The organism is Mycolicibacterium sp. CBM1 (assembly GCF_054073305.1).
In genome coordinates, this window is the sequence record NZ_JBSXPP010000017.1 from 1 (window position 1) to 25,077 (window position 25,077).

At 66.0% G+C, this 25,077-nt stretch carries 30 protein-coding genes; 19 read left to right on the plus strand and 11 right to left on the minus strand.

What is annotated here, in order from left to right; translation table 11 throughout:
• The 7 genes from adh to ACXDF8_RS20550 all read left to right on the plus strand — a co-directional run.
• On the plus strand, positions 1–1,497 hold a 1,497-nt coding region (gene adh / locus ACXDF8_RS20520), incomplete at its 5' end, for an aldehyde dehydrogenase (protein ID WP_457223597.1).
• Positions 1,494–1,994: a DUF779 domain-containing protein gene (locus tag ACXDF8_RS20525; RefSeq protein ID WP_457225256.1), complete on the plus strand. Its 501-nt coding sequence runs from the start codon at positions 1,494–1,496 to the stop codon at positions 1,992–1,994. The genes adh and ACXDF8_RS20525, both read left to right, overlap by 4 nt.
• A gap of 29 nt (positions 1,995–2,023) precedes the next feature.
• Complete coding sequence (locus ACXDF8_RS20530; RefSeq protein WP_457225124.1) at positions 2,024–2,302, plus strand: putative holin; 279 nt, start codon at positions 2,024–2,026, stop codon at positions 2,300–2,302.
• Positions 2,295–2,855 carry a hypothetical protein gene (locus ACXDF8_RS20535; RefSeq protein WP_457225125.1) on the plus strand — a complete coding sequence of 187 codons (561 nt, stop codon included), beginning with the start codon at positions 2,295–2,297 and terminating at the stop codon, positions 2,853–2,855. Before ACXDF8_RS20530 ends, ACXDF8_RS20535 begins: the two co-directional genes overlap by 8 nt.
• A 4-nt stretch (positions 2,856–2,859) precedes the next feature.
• Positions 2,860–4,254 carry a dihydrolipoyl dehydrogenase gene (gene lpdA / locus ACXDF8_RS20540; protein ID WP_457225126.1) on the plus strand — a complete coding sequence of 465 codons (1,395 nt, stop codon included), beginning with the start codon at positions 2,860–2,862 and terminating at the stop codon, positions 4,252–4,254.
• Positions 4,251–4,520 (plus strand): hypothetical protein, encoded by a 270-nt coding sequence (locus ACXDF8_RS20545; protein ID WP_457225127.1) that lies wholly within the window; start codon positions 4,251–4,253, stop codon positions 4,518–4,520. Before lpdA ends, ACXDF8_RS20545 begins: the two co-directional genes overlap by 4 nt.
• A 105-nt stretch (positions 4,521–4,625) precedes the next feature.
• Positions 4,626–4,874 carry a hypothetical protein gene (locus ACXDF8_RS20550; protein ID WP_457225128.1) on the plus strand — a complete coding sequence of 83 codons (249 nt, stop codon included), beginning with the start codon at positions 4,626–4,628 and terminating at the stop codon, positions 4,872–4,874.
• Positions 4,875–4,890: 16 nt separating this feature from the next.
• On the opposite strand, the gene ACXDF8_RS20555 is transcribed toward ACXDF8_RS20550, so the two are convergent.
• Both ACXDF8_RS20555 and ramB read right to left on the minus strand, forming a co-directional pair.
• Positions 4,891–5,427, minus strand: a complete 537-nt coding sequence (locus tag ACXDF8_RS20555) for a carboxymuconolactone decarboxylase family protein (protein ID WP_457225129.1) — start codon at positions 5,425–5,427, stop codon at positions 4,891–4,893.
• Entirely contained in the window at positions 5,427–6,851 is a 1,425-nt protein-coding gene (gene ramB / locus ACXDF8_RS20560) for an acetate metabolism transcriptional regulator RamB (RefSeq protein WP_457225130.1), read from the minus strand. Before ramB ends, ACXDF8_RS20555 begins: the two co-directional genes overlap by 1 nt.
• A gap of 129 nt (positions 6,852–6,980) precedes the next feature.
• On the opposite strand from ramB, the gene ACXDF8_RS20565 reads away from it, so the two are divergent.
• The 4 genes from ACXDF8_RS20565 (at position 6,981) to ACXDF8_RS20580 (ending at position 11,342) form a co-directional block, all read left to right on the plus strand.
• Positions 6,981–7,802 carry an acyl-ACP thioesterase domain-containing protein gene (locus tag ACXDF8_RS20565; protein ID WP_457225131.1) on the plus strand — a complete coding sequence of 274 codons (822 nt, stop codon included), beginning with the start codon at positions 6,981–6,983 and terminating at the stop codon, positions 7,800–7,802.
• Positions 7,803–8,056: 254 nt separating this feature from the next.
• On the plus strand, positions 8,057–9,343 hold the full coding sequence (aceA, locus tag ACXDF8_RS20570; protein ID WP_457225132.1) for an isocitrate lyase: 1,287 nt from the start codon (positions 8,057–8,059) through the stop codon (positions 9,341–9,343).
• 131 nt (positions 9,344–9,474) lie between these two features.
• Entirely contained in the window at positions 9,475–10,329 is an 855-nt protein-coding gene (locus ACXDF8_RS20575) for a 3-hydroxybutyryl-CoA dehydrogenase (RefSeq protein WP_457225133.1), read from the plus strand.
• 137 nt (positions 10,330–10,466) lie between these two features.
• The gene (locus tag ACXDF8_RS20580; protein WP_457225134.1) at positions 10,467–11,342 is read left to right on the plus strand and encodes a cyclopropane mycolic acid synthase family methyltransferase; all 876 of its coding nucleotides are present in this window, start codon (positions 10,467–10,469) and stop codon (positions 11,340–11,342) included.
• Between the two features lie 21 nt (positions 11,343–11,363).
• Here the strand turns inward: ACXDF8_RS20580 and ACXDF8_RS20585 are convergent, their stop codons facing one another.
• Positions 11,364–12,221 (minus strand): polyphosphate kinase 2 family protein, encoded by an 858-nt coding sequence (locus ACXDF8_RS20585; RefSeq protein ID WP_457225135.1) that lies wholly within the window; start codon positions 12,219–12,221, stop codon positions 11,364–11,366.
• 22 nt (positions 12,222–12,243) lie between these two features.
• Positions 12,244–13,563, minus strand: coding sequence for an ICP22 family protein (locus ACXDF8_RS20590; protein WP_457225136.1), 1,320 nt, complete (start codon positions 13,561–13,563; stop codon positions 12,244–12,246).
• 195 nt (positions 13,564–13,758) lie between these two features.
• On the opposite strand from ACXDF8_RS20590, the gene ACXDF8_RS20595 reads away from it, so the two are divergent.
• Positions 13,759–14,670, plus strand: coding sequence for a DUF4344 domain-containing metallopeptidase (locus ACXDF8_RS20595; RefSeq protein WP_457225137.1), 912 nt, complete (start codon positions 13,759–13,761; stop codon positions 14,668–14,670).
• On the opposite strand, the gene ACXDF8_RS20600 is transcribed toward ACXDF8_RS20595, so the two are convergent.
• Complete coding sequence (locus ACXDF8_RS20600; protein WP_457225138.1) at positions 14,663–15,364, minus strand: TetR/AcrR family transcriptional regulator; 702 nt, start codon at positions 15,362–15,364, stop codon at positions 14,663–14,665. The genes ACXDF8_RS20595 and ACXDF8_RS20600 overlap by 8 nt on opposite strands.
• A 97-nt stretch (positions 15,365–15,461) precedes the next feature.
• On the opposite strand from ACXDF8_RS20600, the gene ACXDF8_RS20605 reads away from it, so the two are divergent.
• The 6 genes from ACXDF8_RS20605 to deoC all read left to right on the plus strand — a co-directional run bounded on the left by ACXDF8_RS20605 (position 15,462) and on the right by deoC (position 19,438).
• The gene (locus ACXDF8_RS20605) at positions 15,462–16,796 is read left to right on the plus strand and encodes a DUF445 domain-containing protein (RefSeq protein ID WP_457225139.1); all 1,335 of its coding nucleotides are present in this window, start codon (positions 15,462–15,464) and stop codon (positions 16,794–16,796) included.
• A gap of 92 nt (positions 16,797–16,888) precedes the next feature.
• Positions 16,889–17,287 carry a helix-turn-helix domain-containing protein gene (locus ACXDF8_RS20610; RefSeq protein ID WP_457225140.1) on the plus strand — a complete coding sequence of 133 codons (399 nt, stop codon included), beginning with the start codon at positions 16,889–16,891 and terminating at the stop codon, positions 17,285–17,287.
• A 71-nt stretch (positions 17,288–17,358) separates the two neighbouring features.
• A complete protein-coding gene (locus ACXDF8_RS20615; RefSeq protein WP_457225141.1) occupies positions 17,359–17,976 on the plus strand; it encodes a heparin-binding hemagglutinin in 618 nt (205 codons plus the stop codon).
• Positions 17,977–18,024: 48 nt separating this feature from the next.
• Positions 18,025–18,300 (plus strand): DUF2516 family protein, encoded by a 276-nt coding sequence (locus tag ACXDF8_RS20620; protein ID WP_457225257.1) that lies wholly within the window; start codon positions 18,025–18,027, stop codon positions 18,298–18,300.
• Positions 18,297–18,722 carry a DUF2599 domain-containing protein gene (locus ACXDF8_RS20625; RefSeq protein ID WP_457225258.1) on the plus strand — a complete coding sequence of 142 codons (426 nt, stop codon included), beginning with the start codon at positions 18,297–18,299 and terminating at the stop codon, positions 18,720–18,722. The genes ACXDF8_RS20620 and ACXDF8_RS20625 overlap by 4 nt, the downstream gene beginning before the upstream one ends.
• A complete protein-coding gene (gene deoC, locus ACXDF8_RS20630; protein WP_457225142.1) occupies positions 18,722–19,438 on the plus strand; it encodes a deoxyribose-phosphate aldolase in 717 nt (238 codons plus the stop codon). Before ACXDF8_RS20625 ends, deoC begins: the two co-directional genes overlap by 1 nt.
• A gap of 6 nt (positions 19,439–19,444) precedes the next feature.
• On the opposite strand, the gene ACXDF8_RS20635 is transcribed toward deoC, so the two are convergent.
• Genes ACXDF8_RS20635 through ACXDF8_RS20655 form a run of 5 tightly spaced genes read right to left on the minus strand, consistent with a single transcriptional unit; the run spans position 19,445 to position 23,008 of the window.
• Complete coding sequence (locus tag ACXDF8_RS20635; protein ID WP_457225143.1) at positions 19,445–20,371, minus strand: LmeA family phospholipid-binding protein; 927 nt, start codon at positions 20,369–20,371, stop codon at positions 19,445–19,447.
• On the minus strand, positions 20,368–21,189 hold the full coding sequence (locus tag ACXDF8_RS20640; protein ID WP_457225144.1) for a carbon-nitrogen hydrolase family protein: 822 nt from the start codon (positions 21,187–21,189) through the stop codon (positions 20,368–20,370). Before ACXDF8_RS20640 ends, ACXDF8_RS20635 begins: the two co-directional genes overlap by 4 nt.
• A 9-nt stretch (positions 21,190–21,198) precedes the next feature.
• Positions 21,199–21,975 carry a class I SAM-dependent methyltransferase gene (locus ACXDF8_RS20645; RefSeq protein WP_457225259.1) on the minus strand — a complete coding sequence of 259 codons (777 nt, stop codon included), beginning with the start codon at positions 21,973–21,975 and terminating at the stop codon, positions 21,199–21,201.
• Entirely contained in the window at positions 21,968–22,480 is a 513-nt protein-coding gene (locus tag ACXDF8_RS20650) for a DUF2505 domain-containing protein (protein WP_457225145.1), read from the minus strand. Before ACXDF8_RS20650 ends, ACXDF8_RS20645 begins: the two co-directional genes overlap by 8 nt.
• 21 nt (positions 22,481–22,501) lie before the next feature.
• Positions 22,502–23,008 (minus strand): DUF2505 domain-containing protein, encoded by a 507-nt coding sequence (locus tag ACXDF8_RS20655; protein ID WP_457225146.1) that lies wholly within the window; start codon positions 23,006–23,008, stop codon positions 22,502–22,504.
• Positions 23,009–23,034: 26 nt separating this feature from the next.
• Here ACXDF8_RS20655 and ACXDF8_RS20660 point away from each other — a divergent pair, with 26 nt between their 5' ends.
• Complete coding sequence (locus ACXDF8_RS20660) at positions 23,035–24,099, plus strand: UDP-N-acetylmuramate dehydrogenase (protein WP_457225147.1); 1,065 nt, start codon at positions 23,035–23,037, stop codon at positions 24,097–24,099.
• Between the two features lie 40 nt (positions 24,100–24,139).
• Here ACXDF8_RS20660 and ACXDF8_RS20665 read toward each other — a convergent pair whose 3' ends face one another.
• Positions 24,140–25,030 carry a VOC family protein gene (locus tag ACXDF8_RS20665; protein WP_457225148.1) on the minus strand — a complete coding sequence of 297 codons (891 nt, stop codon included), beginning with the start codon at positions 25,028–25,030 and terminating at the stop codon, positions 24,140–24,142.
• Positions 25,031–25,077 lie beyond the last annotated feature (47 nt).

The window sequence follows — 25,077 nt, forward strand, 5'->3', positions numbered from 1 at the left end:
GAGGGATCGTTGATGTCTTTCCTGGGTCGTTATGAGAATTTCGTTGGTGGGCAGTGGGTGGCGCCCGTGGGTGGGCAGTATTTCGAGAATCCGTCGCCGGTGACTGGTGAGGTGTTCTGCGAGGTGGCTCGGTCGACGGCGGCTGATATCGAGTTGGCGTTGGATGCTGCGCATGGGGCGGCTGCGGGGTGGGGGAAGACCTCGGCGGGGGAGCGGGCGGTCATCCTGAACAAGATCGCTGATCGGATCGAGGCGAACCTGGAGTCGATCGCGTTGGCGGAGTCGTGGGATAACGGTAAGCCGATTCGGGAGACGTTGGCGGCGGATATTCCGTTGGCGGTGGATCATTTTCGGTATTTCGCTGCGGCGATCCGGGCGCAGGAGGGCTCGTTGTCGCAGATCGATGAGGATACGGTGGCGTATCACTTCCATGAGCCGTTGGGGGTGGTGGGGCAGATCATTCCGTGGAACTTCCCGATTTTGATGGCGGTGTGGAAGTTGGCGCCGGCGTTGGCGGCGGGTAATGCGGTGGTGCTCAAGCCGGCCGAGCAGACCCCGGCCTCGATTCTGTATTTGGTGTCGTTGATTGCGGATTTGTTGCCGGCGGGGGTGCTCAATGTGGTCAACGGGTTTGGGGTGGAGGCGGGTAAGCCGTTGGCCTCGAGTAATCGGATCGCCAAGATCGCGTTTACCGGGGAGACCACTACGGGTCGGTTGATTATGCAGTATGCGTCCCAGAATCTGATCCCGGTGACGTTGGAGCTTGGGGGTAAGAGCCCGAACATCTTTTTCTCCGATGTGATGGCGGCCAATGATGATTATCAGGACAAGGCTCTTGAGGGGTTCACGATGTTCGCCCTCAACCAGGGCGAGGTGTGCACGTGTCCGTCGCGGTCGCTGATTCAGGCCGACATCTATGACGAGTTCTTGGCGATGGCGGCGATTCGGACCAAGGCGGTGCGTCAGGGTGATCCGCTCGATTCCGAGACGATGATCGGGGCGCAGGCTTCCAACGATCAGTTGGAGAAGATCCTGTCTTATATCGAGATCGGTAAGAGCGAGGGCGCCAAGGTGTTGACCGGTGGTGAGCGTGCCGAGTTGGGTGGTGATCTGGGTGGCGGCTACTACGTGCAGCCCACGATTTTCACCGGGCACAACGCGATGCGGATCTTCCAGGAGGAGATTTTCGGGCCGGTGGTGGCGGTGACGTCGTTCGCCGATTACGACCAGGCCATCGCTATTGCCAACGACACGCTTTACGGGTTGGGGGCGGGGGTGTGGAGCCGTGACGGGAACACCGCGTATCGCGCCGGGCGTGACATCAAGGCTGGGCGGGTGTGGACCAACTGCTATCACGCCTATCCCGCCCACGCCGCGTTCGGTGGCTACAAACAGTCCGGTATCGGCCGCGAGAACCACAAGATGATGCTCGACCACTACCAACAAACCAAAAACCTGCTCGTCTCCTACTCCAACAAAGCGCAGGGGTTCTTCTGACAAACGACACGGAGGCACCGTCGCGGGCCTTGATCACCGCGGCGGCCGCGGACCTGCTGCACCGGCTGCAGGCGCGGCACGGCCCGGTGATGTTCCACCAGTCCGGCGGCTGCTGCGACGGATCCTCCCCGATGTGCTATCCGCAGGAGGACTTCATCGTCGGTGACCGTGACGTGCTGCTCGGGGTGCTCGACGGGGCGCCGGTGTGGATCTCCGGTCCGCAGTTCGAGACCTGGAAACACACCCAGCTGGTGATCGACGTCGTGCCCGGGCGAGGCGGCGGATTCAGCCTGGAAACCCCCGAGGGGCTGCGCTTCCTCAGCCGTGGCCGGGCCTTCACCGACGGCGAGAACTCGTTGCTGGCCGGATCTGCACCGGTCACCGGCGCCGACTACGAACGCGGTGTGCGCCCACCTGAACGCGACGATCTCGTGGTTACTGACGCGGCTGACGCATGCGCAATCCCTGGTCGGCACGCCGGAGTCGTTGAGCCGTAGTCAGCACCGCGGCACGTACCCTCGACAACGTGATACCGCTGCCTCGGGCATGGCTGCTCACAAGCGCGTTGCTGGTCGGAACCGTGACCGGTCTAGTCGCCGCAGTCGTCGCCACCGTGCTGGTCAAGACGCCGGTCCGTCCCGATCTCGTCGTGGGATTGGTCGTCGCCGTGCCCAGCGTGATCGGCATGGGGCTGATCCTGCTGTCCCGGCGCCGGTGGGCGACGACGGCGGGGGCGTTCATCCTGGCCATGGCGCCCGGCTGGCTGGGTGTGTTGGTGCTGATTCAGGTGGTGTCCGGTGGCTGACAAGACTTCCCTGCCCTCGACCGAGCCGCACCACGCGCCGATCTTCGACACCGGCCCGCACCCGCAGCCGCTGAACGCCGGCGACGAACCCGAACCCGAACCCGAACCGCAGACGTCCTCCTCGTACGCCTTCAGCGAATTGAGCCACTTCGACACCGATGCGTTTCTGCATCCGGTGACTGGCTCACCACACGCCGAGCCGGTCGCGGTGCCCGCCGCGCCCACGGTGGTGCCCGGGACTTACCAGTACCTGAAGCGGTGGCAATTGGTGTTCATCGTGACCGCGGTGTGGGTGCTGGCCGCCGCCGTCGGCCTCGGCTGCTACTTCTGGTGGTACACCTCGCTGAACAAGACACCGGCGCTGTTCTGCGTGCTCATGTATCTGATCGTGTGCTCCGTGGCGAGCATGCTGATCTCGATGGTGCAGGGCCGGCCGCCACTGACAGCCCTGGCTATCGCCCTGATGTCGGCGCCGCTGGCCTCGGTCGCCGCGGCAGCCGTGCTGCATGGGGCGTACTACTTCGAATGGATAGCCCGCCCGACGATAGGCTGACGTCGTGACCCACTATGACGTTGTCGTTCTCGGAGCAGGCCCCGGCGGATACGTCGCGGCGATACGCGCTGCCCAGCTCGGGCTGAACACTGCCATCGTCGAGCCAAAATACTGGGGTGGCGTATGCCTCAACGTCGGCTGTATCCCCTCGAAGGCGTTGCTGCGCAACGCCGAGCTGGCCCATATCTTCACCAAGGAAGCCAAGACGTTCGGCATCAGCGGCGAGGCCACCTTCGACTACGGGGCTGCCTACGACCGCAGCCGCAAGGTCGCCGACGGCCGCGTGGCGGGCGTGCACTTCCTGATGAAGAAGAACAAGATCACCGAGGTGCACGGCTATGGCACGTTCACCGACGCCAACACACTCTCGGTCAAGCTCAACGAGGGCGGAACCGAGACCCTCACCTTTGACAACGCCATCATCGCCACCGGCAGTAGCACCCGGCTCGTTCCCGGTACATCGCTGTCGAAGAACGTCGTCACCTACGAAGAGCAGATCCTCGCCCGCGAGCTGCCGAAGTCCATCGTCATCGCCGGAGCCGGTGCGATCGGTATGGAATTCGCCTACGTGATGAAGAACTACGGCGTCGACGTGACCATCGTCGAGTTCCTGCCCCGCGCGTTGCCCAACGAGGACGCCGAGGTCTCCAAGGAGATCGAGAAGCAGTACAAGAAGCTCGGGGTGAAGATCCTCACCGGCACCAAGGTCGAGTCGATTACCGATGATGGCTCGCAGGTCACCGTCGTGGTCAGCAAGGACGGCAAGTCCGAGGAGATCAAGACCGACAGGGTGTTGCAGGCCATCGGCTTCGCGCCCAACGTCGAGGGCTTCGGGCTGGAGGCCACCGGGGTGCAGCTCACCGACCGTAAGGCCATCGGCATCGATGACTACATGCGCACCAGCGTGCCGCACATCTACGCGATCGGTGATGTCACTGCCAAGCTGCAGCTCGCCCACGTCGCCGAGGCGATGGGTGTGGTGGCCGCCGAGACCATCGCCGGGGCCGAGACGCTGGCCCTCGGGGACTACCGAATGCTGCCGCGCGCCACGTTCTGCCAGCCGCAAGTCGCCAGCTTTGGACTCACCGAGCAGCAGGCCCGCGACGAGGGTTACGACGTGAAGGTGGCCAAGTTCCCGTTCACCGCCAACGGCAAGGCGCACGGACTGGCCGACCCGACCGGCTTCGTCAAGGTCATCGCCGACGCCAAGTACGGCGAACTGCTCGGTGCGCACCTCATCGGACCCGACGTCTCCGAGTTGCTGCCCGAGCTCACCCTGGCGCAGAAGTGGGATCTGACGGTCAACGAACTGACCCGCAACGTGCACACCCATCCGACGCTGTCGGAGGCACTCCAGGAATGCTTCCACGGCCTCGCCGGCCACATGATCAACTTTTGAGGCCGACGCTGATCGCCGGTATCGGCGGACTGGTACTCGGCCACATCCTGTGGCTGATCGGAATCTCCATCGCGACGGGCGGGCAGGACGTCAGCTTCTGGGTGCTGATCCTCTCGGCGGTGATCGCGGTCGTGGCGGTCCTGGTAGGCGTGCTGGCCTGGCGGTTGTACCAGCACAGACGGCTGGTGTGGGCGGCGTTCCTCGGCTGCCTGCCCATCTCGCCGGTGATCTTCACGCTGATCGTCTTAGGCGTCACCTACCTGTAGGCCCGGCGTTGCCAGCGAGTCGACAGCTGCGTTTCAGGTCGTCTCAAGTATCGGGGGGTCCACTCTTTCCATCCGGCGGTGAGCCGGCTCGACGTGGGGGGGCATGTGGCTGATTCGACGCCTGGGCGGCGTACCAAGGTTTTGTTGGCGCTGGCCGGGGGAGCGGCCGCGCTGACGATGGGTGGATTCTCCGTCGCCGGCGACGGCGGCTCGCTGGTCACGGTGCCTGCGGCCGCGCCGGTGCTTCCCGGCCCGATGACTGAGGGAGATACCGTCACCACCACAATTCCGCCTTCGGTACTCGCGATTTCGAAGGCCAAGCCCGTCGTCAAGGCAAAGCCCTACGGCAAGTAGGGCAGGCGCCGCCGGTCTAGTCCGCGAAGTCCATCGGGACGCGAAGGGTCGTCAAGATGGCGGCGATGGCGTCGTAATGTCCAGCCAGGGCGCAGAATTCGATGACCTGCTGGCGTGTCAGGTGTGTCGAGAGTGCGGCGAAGGTTTCGTCGGTCAGGTCGCGGTCGAGCACGAACTCGTCGACGGCCGCCAGCAGCGCGCGTTGCCGTTCGGTCAGTCCCGGAGCGGTCGGGCCGGCGAAGATCTTGTCCTGCAACGCTGCATCCACTCCGCGACTTCGGGCCAGTCTGCGGTGCTGCTGCAATTCGTATTCCGAGCCGCGCAGATGACCGACCCGCAGGATCACCAGCTCTTTGTCGCGTTTGGGTAGCTTGCCCCAGTTCAGCAGCACACCCGAATACGGCAGGAAGGACAGGAACAACAGCTTGTTCTGACCCAGCGTGGTGAACAGGTGCATTTCCGGTGCCCGGATCGAGCGGGCGGCGATGCGCGAGATGCCCCAGTTGATCAGGCCGAGTTCGCGGCGACCACCGGGTGGAATGCGTTCGGCCATCAGGACTCCTTGACTAGGTAGGGCGACACTGTGCTGCGGTGCTCATCGAGGTCGAGCGCGCGGCCCAGTGCGGGGAAGGCGCGTTGCGGGCAGTTGTCACGTTCGCACACCCGGCAGCCGGCGCCGATCGGCGTCGCGCTGTCCGAGGACAGGTCGAGCCCCTTGGAGTAGATCAACCGGCTGGCGTGCCGCATTTCGCAGCCCAGTCCGATCGCAAAGGTCTTGACCGGTTGCCCGTAGCGTGACGCGCGCCGCTCCACGGTACGCGCCACCCACATGTAGTTCTGGCCGTCGGGCATCTGGGCGATCTGCACCAGGATCTTTCCGGGATTGCCGAACGTCTCGTAGACATTCCACAGCGGGCAGGTACCGCCCGCCGACGAGAAGTGGAAACCTGTGGCGGACTGTCGTTTTGACATGTTTCCGGCCTTATCCACCCGGACGAACGAGAACGGGACCCCGCGCATGGACGGTCGCTGCAACGTCGACAGCCGATGGCAGATGGTCTGGTAGCTCACCTGATAGAACGCCGACAACCGCTCGATGTCGTAGCGGAACTTCTCGGCGACATCGTGAAACTGGCCGTAGGGCAACACTGTCGCGGCGGCGAAGTAGTTGGCCATCCCGAGCCGGGCCAGCGTGCGGGACTCCTCGCTGGTGAACTTCCCTTCGTCGACCAGCCTGTCGATCAGATCGCCGAACTCCAGGTAGGCCAACTCCGCCGCCATCTTGAACACCTGCTGGCCCGAGGAGAGCTGGTTGCTGATCTCCAGCGTTCGGGTGGCCGGGGTGTAGCGGTGCAACACCGTGTCGCCCAAGTCGATCCGACGGATGATGTGCACGCCGTGCACCATGGTCAGCCGGTCGGCCAGTTCGCGGGACAACTCGGCGCGGTGCATCCGCATCCGAATTGTCAGGTCCTCGGCTGCGGTGTCGAGCTCGTGCAGATAGTTCTGCCGCTGATAGAAGTAGTCGCGGACTTCCTCGTGCGGCATGGAGATCGATCCCGTGCCGCTGCCCCCGGTGTTGAGGCTGAACCGGTCCTCGGTGGCCGCCGCGAGCTGCGCCGTAGTGATCCGATACCGCCGGTGCAGGTTGACGATGGCGCGGGCGATGGCGGGGTGGGTGCTGACGATCTCGGCGACCTCGGTCATGGTGACGTCGACGTCCAAATCGCGGTCCATCGTCACCTCGCGCAATTCGGCCACCAGCCGGGTGTCGTCCTGGGAGGCGAAGAACGTCGCGTCGACCCCGAACACCTCGGTGATCCGCAGCAGCACTGCCACGGTCAGCGGCCGGACGTCGTGCTCGATCTGGTTGAGATAGCTCGGCGAGATCTCGAGCATTTGGGCCAGACCGGCCTGGCTGAATCCGCGTTCGGTACGCAGTTGACGTATCCGGGAGCCGACGAACGTCTTGGACACGCGTTCAGCGTACCGGTGCTGCGAAGAGCGCCTTCGCAGCCTTGGCAACGCAGGCCGGTTGGCATTCATGGGGCCCTTTGGCATGATCGCGCTGGGCCGGGAGTGCGTTCGGGCGGGGAGAGGATTGCCATGGTTACCAGCGAGAAAGCCGCCGCTAGCGGGTTGGCGAAGGCGTTGATGCCCGTCCCCGATCCGCACCCCGACGTCTTCGACCGGGAGTGGCCACTGCGGGTCGGCGATATCGACCGGGTCGGCCGCCTTCGTCTCGACGCGGCTTGCCGGCACATTCAGGACGTCGGCCAGGACCAGTTGCGCGAGATGGGGCACGAGGAGACGCATCCGTTGTGGATCGTCCGGCGCACGATGGTGGACCTCATCCGCCCGATCGAGTTCCAGGACATGCTGCGAATGCGGCGCTGGTGCTCGGGGACCTCGAACCGCTGGTGTGAGATGCGCGTGCGGATCGACGGCCGCAAGGGCGGATTGATCGAGTCCGAAGCGTTTTGGATCAACATCAATCGGGAGACCCAGGGGCCCGCCCGGATCTCCGACGACTTCATGCAAGGTCTGCAACGGACCACCGCCGTCGACCGGTTGCGCTGGAAGGCCTACCTCAGCCCGGCTGCCCGCGAGGACGCCGCCGAGATCCGTGAATTCCCGATCCGCGTCAGCGACATCGACCTGTTCGATCACGTCAACAACTCGGTGTATTGGAAGGTCGTCGAGGAATTCCTGGCGCCGATGCCTGAGCTGCGGGAAGCGCCGCTGCGCGTCACCATCGAGCACGATGCGCCGGTGGCCTTCGGCGACAAACTGGAGATCCTGCTGCATGTCTATCCGCCGGGATCCACTGACAAGTTCGGGCCGGAGCTGACCGATCGAACTGTTAGAACGCTCACATACGTCGTCGGCGAGGAGACCAAAGCCGTCGCGTCGATCTTTCAGTTGTGAAACACGCCGTTAAACAGTACAAGCGTACTGACCTGCGGAAATTGCCTACTGGGCGGTAACTTCTGAACCGGTTAAGCGGTGCGCTGCCTTCGCAACCTTTGCAATCTTCTGGCGAAGCTTGGCGAAAATTGGCAGTTACAACCGCTTGAAGTGCACTAATGATGCAAGGCATGCTCGAGTCAGCACACAAGCGATGCCGCGGCGGACGTTAACAAACTCCGGCAAAGTGGCGACTCGACTCGAAGGAGCAGGCGATGTCCAACGTTGGCAAGCCGAAGACCGCAGAAGAAATCCAGCGCGACTGGGACACCAACCCCCGCTGGAAGGGCCTCACCCGCACCTACACCCCGGCCGACGTCGTCGCGCTGCAGGGCAGCGTCGTCGAGGAGGCCACCCTGGCCCGCCGCGGCGCCGAGGTGCTGTGGAACCAGCTGCACGACATGGAGTTCGTCAACGCCCTGGGCGCCCTGACCGGCAACATGGCCGTTCAGCAGGTTCGCGCCGGTCTCAAGGCCATCTACCTGTCGGGTTGGCAGGTCGCCGGTGACGCGAACCTGTCCGGTCACACCTACCCCGACCAGAGCCTCTACCCGGCCAACTCGGTGCCGCAGGTCGTGCGCCGTATCAACAACGCGCTGCTGCGTGCCGACGAGATCGCCAAGGTCGAGGGCGATACGTCCGTGGAGAACTGGTTGGCCCCGATCGTCGCCGACGGCGAGGCCGGCTTCGGTGGCGCGCTGAACGTCTACGAGCTGCAGAAGGCGATGATCGCCGCCGGTGTCGCCGGTTCGCACTGGGAGGACCAGCTCGCCTCGGAGAAGAAGTGCGGCCACCTCGGCGGCAAGGTGCTGATCCCCACTCAGCAGCACATCCGCACCCTGACCTCGGCCCGACTCGCAGCGGACGTGGCTGACGTTCCCACCGTCGTCATCGCCCGCACCGACGCCGAGGCCGCGACCCTGATCACCTCCGACGTCGACGAGCGGGACCGTCCGTTCATCACCGGTGAGCGCACCTCTGAGGGCTTCTACCGGGTCAAGAACGGCTTGGAGCCCTGCATCGCCCGCGCCAAGGCCTACGCGCCGTACTCCGATCTGATCTGGATGGAGACCGGCACGCCGGACCTGGATCTGGCTCGCCGCTTCGCCGAGGGCGTCAAGAGCGAGTTCCCCGACCAGATGCTGGCCTACAACTGCTCGCCGTCGTTCAACTGGCGCAAGCACCTCGACGACTCGACGATCGCCCGCTTCCAGAAGGAACTCGGCGCGATGGGCTTCAAGTTCCAGTTCATCACCCTCGCCGGCTTCCACGCCCTGAACTACTCGATGTTCGATCTGGCCTACGGCTACGCCCGCAACCAGATGAGCGCCTACGTCGAGCTGCAGGAGCGCGAGTTCGCCGCCGAGGAGCGTGGCTACACCGCGACCAAGCACCAGCGCGAGGTCGGCGCCGGCTACTTCGACCGGATCGCCACCACCGTGGACCCGACCAGCTCGACCACCGCGCTCGCGGGCTCGACCGAAGAGGGTCAGTTCCACTAAGCCGGAGTTCTCGGCGCGAGCAGACGCAGAGTTGCACAATTGCAGCCCAATCAACGCGATTCTGCGTCTGCTCGCGCCAAAGGCAGGCCCCGTCCCTATATTGGGCGGGGCCTGATGCGTGAGGAGAGCAAGTGAGCATTCAACGAGTGGGCGTGGTCGGTGCGGGGCAAATGGGTTCCGGGATCGCCGAGGTGGCGGCCAAGGCCGGCGCCGACGTCGTCGTCTACGAACCGACCGACGAGCTGATCAACGCCGGCCGCAGCCGCCTCACCGGGTCGCTGGACCGCGCCGCCAGCAAAGGCAAACTCTCCGAGGCAGATCGCGACGCCGCCGTGGCCAGGCTGACGTTCACCACCAACCTCGAGGACATGGCCGATCGCCAGCTCGTCATCGAGGCCGTCGTGGAGGACGAGGCCGTCAAGGCGAAAATTTTCTCCGAGCTCGACCGCATCATCACCGACCCAGATGCGGTACTGGCGTCGAACACCTCCAGCATCCCGATCATGAAAATCGCTGCGGCAACCAAGAATCCGAGCCGGGTGCTGGGTCTGCACTTCTTCAACCCGGTGCCGGTGCTGCCGCTGGTCGAACTGATCACCACCCTGGTCAGCTCCGAGGACGCGCTCGCTCGGGTGGAGCAATTCGCCGCCGATGTGCTCGGTAAGAAGGTCGTGCGCTGCCCCGATCGCTCCGGCTTCGTCGTCAACGCACTGTTGGTGCCCTACCTGCTGTCCGCCATTCGGATGGTCGAGGCCGGGGTTGCCAGCGTCGAGGACGTCGACACCGCGGTCGTCGCCGGGTTGTCGCACCCGATGGGCCCGCTGCGGCTTTCTGACCTCATCGGTCTGGACACCATGAAGCTCATCGCCGACTCGATGTACACCGAGCTCAAAGACCCGCACTACGCCCCGCCGCCCTTGTTGCTGCGTATGGTGGAGGCCGGCCTACTCGGTAAGAAGTCCGGGCGTGGATTCTACGAATACTGAACAGTGACATACGCCATCGCTTTGTGCATTCACGCCGTTGATTGACTAGGCTTCTGATCTTGGTCAGGGGGACCGTAACAGCACGTTGCTTCCACGGCCGCCGACCATCTGAGAACCCCGTTGGAAGGTAGCTGTTGATGGTGAACGTCGATGCGGATCTCACTCCTTACTACGAGGAGTCGCAGTCGATCTATGACGTCTCCGACGAGTTCTTCGCGCTGTTCCTCGGACCGACCATGGGCTACACCTGTGGTTACTACGAGCGCGACGACATGACGCTCGACGAGTCCCAGAACGCCAAGTTCGACCTCGCGCTGGGCAAACTCGGCCTCGAGCCGGGGATGACCCTGCTCGACGTCGGCTGCGGCTGGGGCGGGGCGCTGGAGAGGGCCGTCCAGAAGTACGACGTCAACGTCATCGGCATCACCTTGAGCAAGAACCAGTCGGAGTACGCCCGCAGGCGGCTGGCCAAGCTCGACACGAACCGCTCGATCGAGGTGCGCCTGCAGGGCTGGGAGGAATTCGAGCAGCCCGTCGACCGCATCGTCAGCATCGGCGCCTTCGAGGCGTTCAAGGTCGAGCGGTACCCGCTGTTCTTCGAGAAGGCCTACAACCTGTTGCCGTCGGATGGCCGGATGCTGCTGCATACGATCCTGGCGCATACCCAGCAGTTCTTCCGCGAGAACGGCATCAAGGTCACCATCAGTGATCTGAAGTTCATGAAGTTCATCGAGAACGAGATCTTCCCGGGCGGACGGTTGCCCGCGGTCGAAGACATCGAGCAGCTCGCCGACGCCTCCGGCTTCACCCTGGCCCGCACCCATCTGCTGCAGCAGCACTATGCGCGCACGCTGGACATGTGGGCGGTCAACTTGGTGGCCCACCAGGACGAGGCGATCGCCATCACCTCCCAGGAGGTCTACGACCGGTACATGAAGTACCTGACCGGCTGTGCCGACTTCTTCCGCCGCGGCATCACCAACATCGGACAATTCACCCTGGTCAAGGGCTGACCGCGCGGATCGGTCGGAACCCTAGGCCTGGGCCAGCTTCTGCTTCTCCGCCTCGACATCGAAATCGGGTGGGGGCCAGGTCAGGTTCATTGCTTTGAGGGCTTCGATCAGTAGCTCGTTGATGGCCAGCCGGCTGTACCACTTCTTGTCCGACGGGATGACGAACCACGGCGCGTAGTCGGTGGATGTCCGGTCCAGCACCGCCTGGTAGGCCTCCTGGTAGGCGGGCCACAACGCGCGCTCGTCGAGATCACCCGGGTTGTACTTCCAGTACCGGTCCGGCCGCTCCAGCCGTTCGGCCAGGCGGCGCTTCTGCTCGTCCAGCGAGACGAACATCGCGCATTTGACGATCGTGGTGCCGGAGTCGACGAGTTCCTTCTCGAACGCGTTGATCTCGTCGTAGCGGGCCTCCCAGACGTCGCGTGGGACGAGCTCGTGTACTCGCACGACGAGCACGTCCTCGTAATGCGATCGGTCGAACACCCCGACCTGGCCGGGCGCGGGCAACGCCCGGCGGATCCGCCACAGGTAGTGGTGGGCGCGTTCCTCCTCGGTGGGCACACCGAAGGAGGTATAGCGGATCCCCATCGGGTTGCCGGCGCCAACGACGTGCTTGACGATGCTGCCCTTTCCCGCGGTGTCCATGCCCTGCAACACCAGCAGCAGCGAACGGCCGTCTCCGGCTTTGCCGTTCGCGTACAGCATCTCCTGCAGCCCCGCGAACCGCTCGTTGCGGACCGTCTGCACCTCGGTGGAGCCGTCCTTGTCACCGCTGTATCCCGGGCTGGAGTCGGTGTCGATGTCGCGCACGCTCTCGCCGGAACGGAACCTGAGGATCTTGTGCGGCTCATGGGTCCACTGCGACGGCAGATCGGTCATAGCCGACGAGACTAGCCCGTGCTCACCCATCGGCGCGTCGACGCCGGGAAACGAGTAGCCCGACCCCGGCCAGTGCCAGCACGCCGACCAAGACCCCGCCGATCACCCACGTCTTGTTGCTGTCGAACCACGAGGTCGACTCTGTCGACGCGGTGAGCTTGACGTTGTAACCGGGCAACGGCTCCTGGCCGGGGCGGTTGATACCGGGCAGCAGCTGGGTCTGGTTGATGACGAAGATTTCTTCGCCCTTGGCCGTCTTCGACCATTGGCCCCATGCCGGGATCTCCTCGTCGAGCAGCACTTTCGTCATGCCCTTCTGGCCCGGGTCCGCGCCGAGATCGGTCAGCGTCTTCACCCGGAACGGTTCGGAGCTACCCCGGTCGAACTTCACCTGGACGAGGACGTTCTTCTTGGTGTTCAGCGGTGCCGGCTTCTGTGGCGGCGCCTGCCCCGCGGCCGGCTGGTAGCCGCCACCGGAGAAGCTGCCGACGGACAGGTTGGTCGCCGGCCCGGATGCCGGGCGTGTCATCGCCGTGAAGTTGTAAACGCCCGCGGTGGGCACGTCCAGGACGGCACGCTGCAGCGGCGCCACGGTGAAGACCTGGGTCTGGCCGCCGTAGTCGTACACGACACTCAGCGGCGTGCGGTATGGGTTGGTGAACACCGGGCGGTACCAGCGGTCGTAGGAGATCCAGCTGGAATTCCACAGTGCCACGGGGCTGCTCAGTGCCAGCTCGGTGGTCAGCGACGAAGTGGTCAACGAGGAGACCGACTCCTGGTAGCTGGTGATCTCCTCCGACGACACCTCCGAGGAGGTCGTCGTCGTGACTTCCGACGACTGTGCGGTGGCGATGTCCTCGGAGGAGGCTTGCGGCTGTTCCGGCTCGGCAATCTCGCCAGCAGCCGACGGCTCCTGGGCACCGCCTCCGGGCGACGACTCCCCGTCGTCGGACGGTGCCTCCTGCCCACCGCCGCTACCGGGCTCGTCGGCACCGCCGGGGACCTCTTGGGCGCCAGCGTCATTGGGGTCGTCGTTGGGCTCGCTGCCCGGGGCTTCCTGGCCACCGGGGGCGTCGGGCGTTGCGGGCTCCGCCGGCATACCGCCACCGTTGGGCTCCTCCTGGACCCCACCGCCGGCCGGCTCTTCCATGCCTCCGCCGGAGGGGGCTTCCTGGACGCCACCACCGTCATCGCCGCCGTCGCTGTAGCTGCTGCCACCGTCGTCGTCGTAGGGGTCGGCAACGCTGACCCCCGAACCAGCAAACAGCGCTGATACCGCTATTGCGGCTGCGGCGATCACTCCTACCGGTCCGTGCAACTTCGCGGCGCTGCCGTTGTCCACCCCAAGCCTCCCTAGACGAATGAGGTGGCGCTGCATGCCACCCCGGACAAACATCTCACAAACGAGCGCCGAAGAAGTGTTGCCCGTCATTTGCGGTGTTTTCACACCAGTTCGACGCTCCCGACAACTAGCCGGGCTTTTCCGGCCGTCCCCAGTTAACATCATCAGGCGTTGGGCCGACTGGTTGGGGGACGAATGCTCAAGCGAGCCTGCATGATCGGGGTCGCCGCCGCCACGATCGGCGTGGCTTCGGGCTGTAGCCCCCACGATTCGTCGACGCCGGCCGCCAAAGCGCCCGTGGACGCGTCGACCGCGCAGGCGGCGGCCACGCCGTCCGGGCAGCCCGACCTCAACGGCGACGGGGTGCCCGACGCCTCCGGCGAGGATGCCGACTGGCCCGGCAAGATGACCGTCACCTACGAAGACGCGACGTCACCGGAGGCGGTGACCGGTCGCGACCTCATCAAGAACGATGGCCTGCTCGAAGACCTTGCCGGCAGCATCAACGAATCGTTGAAACTGCCCTACGACATTCCGCTGATCGGCAAGGAATGCGGCACCGCGAACGCCTTCTGGAGCTCGGCGGACAAGTCGGTGACCATCTGCTACGAGGACGCCGCCGACGCGCTGAACATCTACACCAAAGCCGGTGACGCGGAGCCGAAGGAGGCGGCGATCAACTCCGAGATCGCCACGTTCTACCACGAGACCGGTCACATGGTGATCAGTCTCTACGACCTACCCGCGACCGGCCGGGAGGAGGATGTCGCCGACCAGATGGCCGCGTACATCCTGTTGACGCCAGGTCCGGACGGCAAGATCGACCCGACGTCCGTACAGGCCATCAAGGATTTTGCGCGCGAATTCAAGGGATACAGCGACCAGAAGGGCGGTGAGATCGACCAGGGGCAGCTCTCCGACGTGCACTCCCTGGACCTGACCCGGATGTACAACCTCCAATGCTGGGTCTACGGTGCCGATCCCACCGGGAACGCCGATCTGGTCAAGGACGGATTGTTGCCCGAGGATCGCGCGGACGGCTGCGAGGACGAGTACGCCAAGCTCAGCTCGTCATGGGACACCCTGTTGGGGCCGTACCTCAAGTAGTGCTGGGCGGCAGTTGCGGTGAGGGATGCGGCATGGAATTGAACTTCTCCAGCGAACCGCCGACCTCGACGATGCCGCACAGCGCGTTCCAGCACAGCATCGTCAAATAGTCGATCAGCTCGTCGCTGGTCATCCGCTGGTTGGACATCCACGAGTGGGTCGCCAGCTGAACCCCGCCGACGATGAGGTAGGCCCACGGCTCGACTCCGTGGACGTCCATGCCTTCGCGCTGCATGCGCCGGCGCAGCATCACCGCGAGCATCCTGGCGATGATTTGCTCAGAATCGGCGATGACTTTGTTTTTGCTGGCAGAACTGTTTGCCATCACGAATCGGTACGGTTCCGGCTCGGCGGCCACGGTGTCGACGTAGACGCGGATGACCTCGCGGGTCAGGTCGAAACCGTCCAGATTCGACGACAGTGCGGCGGCCATATTGGGGATCAGCGTGGTCTGCGCGAAGCGCATCATGACCGCCGTGGTGAGGTCGTTCTTGTCGACGAAATAGCGGTACAGCACCGTTTTGGACACGCCGATTTCCGCAGCTATTTCGTCCATACTGACGTCGCGTCCGCGCTGGCGGACAGCCTCGAGCGCACCGTCCACCAACTCGGTGCGGCGTTCGACCTTGTGCTGATGCCAGCGTCGCTTGCGACCATCGGTCTTGGCGATCCCATGGTTGGTCTGCTGTGCCACTATCGCGGAGTCCGTCCCCTCGTCCGACCCGAGTCTACGGTCTGCGCAGACGACGGCGTCACATTAACTGGGTCGGCGGATAGCGGATGATGGGTAGGTGACCACCAATCGCGACCTTCCGGCGTTGCCGGCGGGCGCCCTCCGTTCCGGCAAGTCGTTGGCGGAGACCTTTGCCGGTGCCGACCACGAGGCAGACGCGCAACGCCGCCGGGCACTGCGCCGGATGAAGGCCGTCGCACTGGGCTTCCTGCTCGGCGCGACCGTGCTCTTCCTCGCTTGCCGGTGGGTCCAGGCCCAGGGCGGACCGGAGTGGATCGGGTACGTCGGGGCGGCCGCCGAGGCGGGCATGGTGGGCGCGCTGGCCGACTGGTTCGCCGTAACGGCGCTGTTCCGCCATCCGCTGGGGCTCAAGATCCCGCACACGGCGATCATCAAGCGCAAGAAGGATCAGCTCGGCGAGGGGCTCGGCACGTTCGTGCGGGAGAATTTCCTCTCGCCTGCGGTCGTCGAGACCAAGCTGCGTGACGCGGAGGTGGCTGGGCGACTGGGTAAGTGGCTCTCCGAACCCGCGCATGCCGGGCGGGTGGCCGTCGAGGCCGCCACGGTGCTGCGGGTGGTCGTCGAACTGCTCAACGACGACGACATCCAGCAAGTGATCGATCGCACCATCGTCAAGCGGCTCGCCGAGCCGCAGTGGGGGCCGCCGGTGGGCCGGGTGCTCGGCCAACTGCTCGTCGAGAACCGCCAGGAAGCCCTGATCCAGTTGCTGTGCGACCGGGCCTTCGAATGGGCGCTCAACGCGGGCGAGACCATCGAGCGGGTGGTGACCCGCGATTCGCCCAGTTGGTCACCGAAGTTCGTCGACCACCTGGTGGGGGATCGGATCCACCGCGAGTTGATGGATTTCACCGACAAGGTGCGCCGCGACCCGAATCATGAACTGCGCCAATCGGCTACGCGCTTCCTGTTCGAGTTCGCCAATGACCTGCAGAACGACGAATCGACCATCGCCCGCGCTGAGGCGGTCAAGGAACAGCTGATGGCGCGCGACGAGGTGACCCGCGCGGCGGAGACGGCGTGGAAGACGTTGAAGCGCTTGGTGCTTGACGGTGTGGACGACCCCTCGAGCGCGCTTCGCGCCCGCGTCACCGACTCGGTGGTGCGGATCGGGGAGTCCCTGCGCGACGACGTCGAACTGCGCGACAAGGTGGACAACTGGATCGTGCGCGGGGCCCAGCATTTGGTCGGTCAGTACGGCGCCGAGATCACCACGATCATCACCGACACGATCGAGCGGTGGGACGCCGAGGAGGCCAGCCGGCGCATCGAATTGCACGTCGGCCGGGACCTCCAGTTCATCCGGATCAACGGCACGGTGGTCGGCGCCCTTGCCGGCCTGGTCATCTACACGGTGGCCCAATTACTGTTCTGAACTGCGCTAACAGAGTGCTTGCAAAAGCTAGCACCCTGGCGTAGCCTGGGTTTCGGTACACATCGAACGACCAGCGCGACGGGAGGCAGGCCATGCCGCAAGATGCAGATCTCCAGGCTGTGGTGGCCGGCGCCGCGCATGACATCGGCGGTTTCATCAGGGCGCAGCGTGAAGCCGCTCAGGTCTCGGTTCGGCAGTTGGCCGAGAAGGCCGGCGTGAGCAATCCGTACCTCAGTCAGATCGAACGCGGGCTGCGTAAGCCGTCCGCGGAGGTGCTCAGCCAGATCGCCAAGGCGCTGCGGATGTCGGCCGAGGTGCTCTACATCCGGGCCGGGATCCTCGAGCCGGGAGAGGCGAGCCAGGTGCATGACGCGATCATCGGCGACACCGTGATCACCGAGCGTCAGAAGCAGGTTCTGCTCGACATCTACACCTCGTTCTGTCAGCAGAACGAAGCTGCCCGTGAGGAGATGTCGACTGATCAACCATAGCTCTGACATCTCTATGAACCCTGTAAATCGTTGAAAGACAAAAGTTTCAAGATCCGAAAGGAGCCAACATCATGGCTGAGAACCCCAACGTCGAGGACCTGAAGGCCCCGCTGCTCGCCGCGGTCGGCGCCGCCGATCTGGCCCTTGCCACCGTCAACGAGATCGTGGCCACCCTGCGCGACCGGGCCGAAGAAGCCCGCAGCGAGGCCAGCACCCGCGTCGAAGAGCGTCGCGCGGCGCTGAACAAGCTGCAGGAAGACCTGCCCCAGCGTGCCGAGGAGCTGCGCGGCAAGCTGTCCACCGAGGAACTGCGCAAGGCCGCCGAGGGGTACGTCGAGACCGCCACCGCGACCTACAACAGCCTCGTCGAGCGCGGCGAGGCCGCCCTGGAGCGGCTGCGCAATCAGCCCGAGCTCAAGGAAGTCGCCTCCCGCGCCGAGGGCTACGTCGACCAGGCGGTCGAGCTGACCCAGGAAGCGCTGGGCAACGTGTCGTCGCAGACCCGCGCCGTCGGGGAGCGTGCCGCCAAGCTGGTCGGTGTCGACCTGCCGGCCAAGGAAGCCCCGGCTTCGACGCCGACTCCGGCCAAGAAGGCCGCTCCGGCCAAGAAGGCCGCTCCGGCCAAGGCGGCCGCCAAGAAGGCCGCTCCGGCCAAGAAGGCCCCGGCCAAGAAGGTCACCCAGAAGTAACCGGTTCGACGTTCCACCCAGGACCCGCCTACCCTTGTAGTTGTGATGCTGCAAGGTGTGGCGGGTCTTGTTCTTCAGGTCGTGTTCTGGGCGGTCACCGTGGTGACCATCTACGCGTTCGTGCACGCGGCGATGCAGCGTCCCGACGCCTATGCGGCAGCCGAGAAACTCACCAAGCCGGTCTGGCTGGTCATCCTCGGCGTCGCCGGTCTGCTCTCGCTGTTCCTGGGCGTGACGGGCGTCGCGATCGCCGCGGTGGCCGCCGGGGTCTACCTGGTGGACGTGCGGCCCAAGTTGCTCGAGGTCCAGGGGAAGTCGCGCTGAGCGCTCGTCACCGACTGCTCGCCGCCGCTGCCGTCGTACCGGCTCTCCTGAGCGTCGCCGGACCCGCGGCCGCGCGGCCCGATCCCGATCCCACGCCGCCGTTCATCGATCACGCCGTGTGGGCGCACTGGGGAGATCTGTCGTCCCTGCGGGTCTATCCCACACCGTCGGGGCGTGCCGCCTCGCTGCAGCTGCTCAAGCCGCCGTCGGAGATCGACGAGGCGTGGGGCGAGGTGCTGGCGTTGGCGCCCGACGCCGACATGCCGGGGATGCGCCAGCAGTTCGCCTGCCACTTCCGCTTCGCAGAACTGGCCCAGCCCGGCAAGACCAGCTGGAACCTCGAGCCGTGGCGGCCGGTGGTCGACGACGACGCCATGGTCGCCGCCGGCTGCAATCCCGGTGGCGTCGAGGAGCCGTTCTGATGCGCACCCGGCGGGCAGGAGCGGAGCGACCCGGGGATGGACTCAGGGCTGAGGTGGCCGCACTGGTTGACCACACGTTGCTCAAACCCGAGGCCACCGAGGCCGACGTCGCTGCCCTGGTGGCCGAGGGGGTCGAGCTGGGGGTCTACGCAGTGTGTGTCTCGCCGTCGCTGGTCACTGCCGCCCGCGTGGCGGTGGCCACGCATCCGGGTGAGCTGGCCATCGCCACGGTTGCCGGTTTCCCGTCCGGCAAGCACCTGGCCGCGGTCAAGGCCCACGAGGCCGCGCTGGCTGTCGAATGCGGCGCCGCGGAAGTCGACATGGTCATCGACGTCGGGGCGGCGCTGGCCGGCCAGTACGGAGACGTCGCCGCCGACATCGCGACCGTCCGGGCTGCGATACCGGGGGCCGCTCTGAAGGTGATCGTCGAGTCGGCGGCGCTGCTGAGCCTCGGCGACGAGCACACCCTGACCGCGGTGTGCCGGGCCGCCGAGGAATCCGGGGCCGACTTCGTGAAGACCTCAACCGGGTTCCATCCCGCCGGTGGCGCTTCAGTGCTGGCGGTGGAGATCATGGCCGCGACGGTCGGTGGCCGGCTCGGAATCAAGGCCAGCGGCGGCATCCGCACCGCCGAGCACGCCACGGCGATGCTGGACGCCGGCGCCACCCGGCTGGGCCTGTCCGGCACCAAGGCTGTCCTCGACGGACTCGGCTGAGCCGCGCTACACGCCGGTGAAGCAGGGATCCTGCTGGCCGTTGGGGATCGTCGCGTTGGTGGTGACGAACTTGGCCGTGACGCCGCTGTCGGTGACGGCGACGCTGTCGGCGTGGATGCCCATCGGCAGGTTCTTGGTCAGCGCGGTCATGAAGGCGTCCAGCGCCGGCTGCACGGTCTCGCGGGGCAACGTGAAGCCCAACCCGGTCAGGTTGACGACCTGCAGGCTCAGCCCGCCGTTGGAAACCGCCGGTTTGGTGGTGACCGTGCCCAGCGCACCCTGCAGTTCGATGGTGCCGTCCGACGGTTTGGTGGTCACCTGCGTCACCAGGCTGCCAAGGAACGGGATGGCGTCCTGCACGGTCTGCTTGATGCCGTCGCTGGACCACGTGATGGTGGCGTCCAGCGACCCCAACGTCCCCGCCGAATCCGCGGTCTTCTCGATCCGGATGTCGTCGAGGCGCAGGTCGAGCTTCATGCCCTTCGCCTGACGGATCTGGTTGCCTGCAGTCTGCACGGAGATGTCGCTGTAATGGCCGGACAGGTGCTGTAGCAGGAAGGGCCGCATGCCGAACGACACGCTGGCCTGGTCCTGCACCACGCACGACACCGCGCCGGCGACCACGGTGTCGGCTCGGTGCCGGACGTAGAGCTCGGTGCCCACCAGCCCGGCGATCGCCAAGGCCACCACGATGACCAGCACCAGCACGATCGACAGCGGATCGCGCAGGAAGCCACGCTTGGGTTCGTCCGGTTCGCCGGTCGGCGGCACCGGTGGAAAGTGCTGCGTCGGCGCGTCGGCGGGACCGCCCGGCCACGGGGCCTGCGGGATGTGCTGGGTGGGGGCCTCCGGCGCCGGAACGGCGGGGCGGGCCCACGACGTCGGGTCGCCCGGTCCGACGGGATGGTTCGGACCTTGTGGCGGATTCGTCACCCGGGCGATTCTGCCTTATCAATCTGAGCGAACTCTGAGCGGTTCCGCAGCACGCCGAGCGTCTCGCGGACCGGGCCGACGGTGTCGAGGTCGACATCGGCCACCACCAGCTGCGGATCGGCGCCCGCCGAGGCGACCACTTCGCCCAGCGGGGAGGCCACCAAACTGCCCCCGACACCGGTGGGGGCCTTGGTGGACGTGGCCAGCTCGTCACCGGGGAAGGCCTGCCCTGCCGCGGCGATAAAGGACGTCGAGTCCAGTGCCCTGGCCCGCGCCAGCAGCGACCACTGGTCGAGCTTCCCCGGGCCCGCCCCCCACGAGGCGCTGACGGTGATGATCTGGGCTCCCCGGTCGGCGAGCTCGGTGTAGAGGGCGGGGAAGCGGATGTCGTAGCACAGTGTCAGCCCGACTCCAACGCCGTCGACGCTGATCACCACCGGCTCGCGGCCCGGTGCCACCGAGTCGGATTCGGCGAATCCGAACGCGTCGTAGAGGTGGATCTTGTCGTAGTGCGCGTCGATCCCGGCACCGACGGCCAGCAGTGTGTTGGTGACCCGGCCGTCCGGTGTGGGGGTGAACATGCCGACCAGCACGGTGATACCGGCACTGTGCGCGATCCGGCGCACCTGGTCGGCCCACGGTCCGTCGAGGGGTTCGGCCACCGGGCCGAGCGGGACCCCGAACCGCGACATCGTCCCTTCGGGGAACACCACCAGCCGTGCGCCCGCCTCGGCGGCGTCGCGGGTGTAGCTCTCGACGAGCTTCAGGTTCGCGGCCGGGTCGACGTCCGCGAGGATCTGGGCCAGCGCAATCCGCATCGCGCCAGCCTACGTCGGTGCCACCGCCGACCACGGCACGGTCAGGACCGCGTCGCGGGCGGTACGGCGCTGCGGCGCCAGCGGAACACCCGCGGCCCGCAACTCGGTGAGCATCGCCCGCCAGCGATCGCGTGGACCGAACACCGAGTGGCCCGCCGCGGCGGCCCAGGCGCGATCCGCCGACTCCAGCAGGGTGTGGATCTGCTGGCCCGGAACATTGCGGTGGATAAGGACTTTCGGTAGACGCTCGGCAAGGTCCGAGGGCCGCTCGATGTGCCGGGGGTCGCAGGCCAGCGTCAGGCTCACCGGACCGTCGCGGTCCAGCAGCACCCACGACGCGCGCCTGCCGAGTTCGTCACAGGTGCCGTCGAGGATCAGCCCGCCCGGTGCCAGCCGGCCGCGCATCACCGCCCACGCCTGGGCCACGGCGTCTTCGGGATACTGGCGCAGGACGTTGAACGCCCGCACCAGAACCGGCTGCAACCCGGCCAGCTCGAAGCCGCCGACCCGGAACCGGACTCCGTCGATGTCGGGGACGATGCGCTGCGGGTCGATCTCGAGGCCGACCACCGCGACGTCGGGCCGCACCGCACGCAGTCGCGCCGCCAATTCCAGTGTGGTGACCGGCAATCGGCCGTAGCCGAGGTCCACGACCAAGGGGTCGGCCGCCGTTTCGAGCACGGCCTGCACCACGGGGGAGTGGACCAGCCAGCGGTCGGCGCGCCGCAGTCGATTGGCGTTGGTGGTGCCGCGGGTGGGGATACCGACCGGGCGTGGCCTAGTAATGGCTGGCGATCCACTCGCGGGTGAAATCCCGCTCTGCGTCGAACAATCCGCGCAGACCCCCCAGGATCCACTGTTCGATCTTGCCGCCCACCAGCGGCACGTTCACCGTGCAGACGCTGTTGAGTCGAAGCTCGCTGCCGGTGGTGGTCTGGTGCAGGACGTAGGTCCCGCCGAAGTCCATCGGCGCGGCGGGTACCAGCGCCTGGTAGTGGCCGTCGGCGGTGTTGCGGGCGGTGTCGAACGGATCGAAGTGCTGCTCGCGGGTCACGGTGAGCCGCAGCGGCACCACCGCGGCAGCCACCGGCGGCAGATCCTTACGGGACACCGTGTGGGTGAACACGATGTCGGTTCCGTTGTCGTCGCGAGAAAACCGGGTCAGTTCGGACTCGGTGTGGCGCTGGTGCTCGGCGATCAGATCTTCCCAGTACTCACGGCTGGTGAAGCTCTGGTAGAGGTCGGCGACAGGCTGGTCGAGCCCGATGACGTAGTCCATGCGGCGGGACATGACGACACGGTACCCGCGGCCTCAGCCGTTCTGCGCGATCCACATCGTGGTGAACCGTTGTTCGGCGATCAGCAGATCCACCAGCTGGCTTCCGATGAAGTTCTCCACCTTGCCGCCGACCAACGGGATGCGCACCTCGACGGTGGCCCGAAAAGCCAAGCGGGCTCGCGTGTTCGACGGGATCAGCTGGGCGTCCCCGGTCAGTGAGACCGGCGCCCCGGCAATGCTTCCCGTCACCACGGCGTCGGCCGTGCCGTTCACCAGCGGGGTCCAACTCTCCACCCGGCGGATCTCGAGATCGCCGCGATGGAACTGGGTCACCAGTCCCGGTAGCCGGTCGGAGCGCAACACCTGAGTCGTGGCTACGTCGACGGCGCCGTCGGGACTCAGCCGCAGGGAATCCAGCGTCGCATCGTCGGCGCCGGAGTCGGCCAGCCGGGCAAGCCAGTACTGCTCGTCGCGAAGGGCCCGGTGCACCTGTTCGACGCTGCCCTCGTAGTCGGTGGCCATGTCGAATGAACGCGGCATAGCTGGTGAGGCTACCGTTATCCGGCGTGGCTTCCTCGGCGGATTACAACGGCGCGGCTGTCGCCGAGAATGTGGCGCTGGCAGAACTGACCACGCTGCGCGTCGGCCCGGTCGCTCGCCGGGTCATCACCTGCACCACCACCGAGCAGATCGTGGCGGCGGTGGGTGCCGTCGATCGCGCCGATACGCCGTCGCTGATTCTGGCCGGGGGATCCAACGTGCTGATCGCCGACGACCTCACCGATCTGACTGTTGTCCGGCTGGCCGGATCGGCGCTGACCGTCGAGGGGCCGTGGTTGCGCGCCGACGCCGGCGCGGTGTGGGACGACGTCGTAGTCGCTGCGGTGCAGGCGGGTTTGGGCGGCTTGGAGTGCCTGTCAGGGATTCCCGGCTCCGCCGGTGCGACGCCGGTACAGAACGTCGGCGCGTACGGCGTCGAGGTGGCTGACGTCCTGACTCGAGTGCGGCTGTTGGACCGTCGCAGCTCACAGGTCCGCTGGGTTACCGCCGCCGAGCTGGGGTTCGGCTACCGGCACAGTGTGTTGAAGAACTCCGCGGAAGCGGTCGTGCTGGAAGTCGAATTCCGCCTCGACGACACCGGTCGATCGGCGCCGCTGCGCTACGCCGAACTCACCGCGGCGCTCGGCCTCGCAGCCGGCGAACAGGCCGAACCGGCGCGGGTGCGCGAGACGGTGCTTGCCCTGCGTGCCCGCAAGGGCATGGTCCTCAACCCCGATGACCACGACACCTGGAGTGTGGGCTCGTTCTTCACCAATCCCGTCGTCACCGCCGATCAGTTCGCCGAGCTGGCCGCGCGTGTCGAGGGCCGGGTACCGCACTATCCGGCCGCCGACGGGGTCAAACTCGCGGCCGGCTGGCTGGTCGAGCACGCCGGGTTCGGTAAGGGCTATCCCGGGTCGGCCGATGCACCGGCGAGTCTGTCGACCAAACACGCGCTGGCCCTGACCAACCGCGGCAAGGCGACCACCGCCGACGTGCTCGCCCTGGCCCGCACGGTCCGCGACGGGGTGCGGGACGCGTTCGGCATCACATTGGTGCCGGAACCGGTGCTGATCGGGTGTTCCCTCTGAGGTCGGCGCACCCTCGGCAGCAGGGCCAGCGCGGCGTGGTTCAGCTGCGCTGGTACGGAGTGGTCAGCGTGGCTCGCGAGTCGGTTGAGATGTGGCCGTCCCACTGATTGATCCAGCGCAGGTCGCCCTCGGCCCAGTACACGATGCCGCGGTTGCGGTCCCAGATGTGCTCCATATCGGTGTAGAGCTCCACAGTCCCACCGCTGGGCTCGCGGTAGTAGGCCGCGATGTTGTGGCCGGCACCGTGGCGGACTGGACCCCACAGCAGGCGGTCTCCTGCGCTGGCCAGCCGGTCGCCGAGACGGCCGAGGTCGGTGATGCTCTGCGTCTGCCAGGCGTGGTGATGTAGCCCGGACAGACCCGGCACCGGAGATTTCATGATGCCGATGCCGTGGTGTTCGGAGTTGCAGCGCAAGAAGAAGGCAGTGTCTTCGCCGATCTGATCGGAGACCACGAAACCGAAAGTGTTGATCACGAAGTCGCGCATGGCAATGCTGTCCTGCACCCAGAAGGTGGCGTGCCCGTAGCGGTCAGGACCGAATCCGCCTGCTCGGTTGTCGTAGATCGACATCCCGAGATAGACGTGCCAGGTGTAGCCCTCGGGGCCGACGAACGAAAACCCGGTATCGATATGGTCTTCGAGCGGGGTTTCGGAGACGATTTTCCACCCGCCTGCCGCTACCTTTTCGCGGATCGCGGCCAACGCGTTCTGGTCGGCGGCGACGAGACCAATGTGATCGAGCGAACTGGCGTCATCGTTGATGAACACCAGCTCGTGATGGGTTCTCGAGGCGGAGAGGTACGCCTTGGTATTCGAGACGTCCACGGCTTCGAGCCCGAAGATGTCGGTCGAGCTGCGCACGGACTCCGCGAGATCGGGTGTACGGATCGCGATGTAGCCCATTGCGACGATATCGCCGGTTGAGGCCATGAAACTCTCCTATCGCTTGATGGCGACTCCTTGTCGTAACACCAGAC

Coding starts and splice junctions, on each gene's coding strand:
- ACXDF8_RS20655 (WP_457225146.1), bottom strand. CDS start 23,008: ATGCCGCGTTCATTCGACATGGCCACCGACTACGAGGGCAGCGTCGAA.
- ACXDF8_RS20585 (WP_457225135.1), bottom strand. CDS start 12,221: ATGACCGATCTGCCGTCGCAGTGGACCCATGAGCCGCACAAGATCCTC.
- ACXDF8_RS20555 (WP_457225129.1), bottom strand. CDS start 5,427: ATGGCCGAACGCATTCCACCCGGTGGTCGCCGCGAACTCGGCCTGATC.
- deoC (WP_457225142.1), top strand. CDS start 18,722: ATGCGCACCCGGCGGGCAGGAGCGGAGCGACCCGGGGATGGACTCAGG.
- ACXDF8_RS20565 (WP_457225131.1), top strand. CDS start 6,981: ATGGTTACCAGCGAGAAAGCCGCCGCTAGCGGGTTGGCGAAGGCGTTG.
- aceA (WP_457225132.1), top strand. CDS start 8,057: ATGTCCAACGTTGGCAAGCCGAAGACCGCAGAAGAAATCCAGCGCGAC.
- ACXDF8_RS20640 (WP_457225144.1), bottom strand. CDS start 21,189: ATGCGGATTGCGCTGGCCCAGATCCTCGCGGACGTCGACCCGGCCGCG.
- ACXDF8_RS20610 (WP_457225140.1), top strand. CDS start 16,889: ATGCCGCAAGATGCAGATCTCCAGGCTGTGGTGGCCGGCGCCGCGCAT.
- ACXDF8_RS20650 (WP_457225145.1), bottom strand. CDS start 22,480: ATGTCCCGCCGCATGGACTACGTCATCGGGCTCGACCAGCCTGTCGCC.
- ACXDF8_RS20615 (WP_457225141.1), top strand. CDS start 17,359: ATGGCTGAGAACCCCAACGTCGAGGACCTGAAGGCCCCGCTGCTCGCC.
- ACXDF8_RS20595 (WP_457225137.1), top strand. CDS start 13,759: ATGCTCAAGCGAGCCTGCATGATCGGGGTCGCCGCCGCCACGATCGGC.
- ACXDF8_RS20580 (WP_457225134.1), top strand. CDS start 10,467: ATGGTGAACGTCGATGCGGATCTCACTCCTTACTACGAGGAGTCGCAG.
- ACXDF8_RS20665 (WP_457225148.1), bottom strand. CDS start 25,030: ATGGCCTCAACCGGCGATATCGTCGCAATGGGCTACATCGCGATCCGT.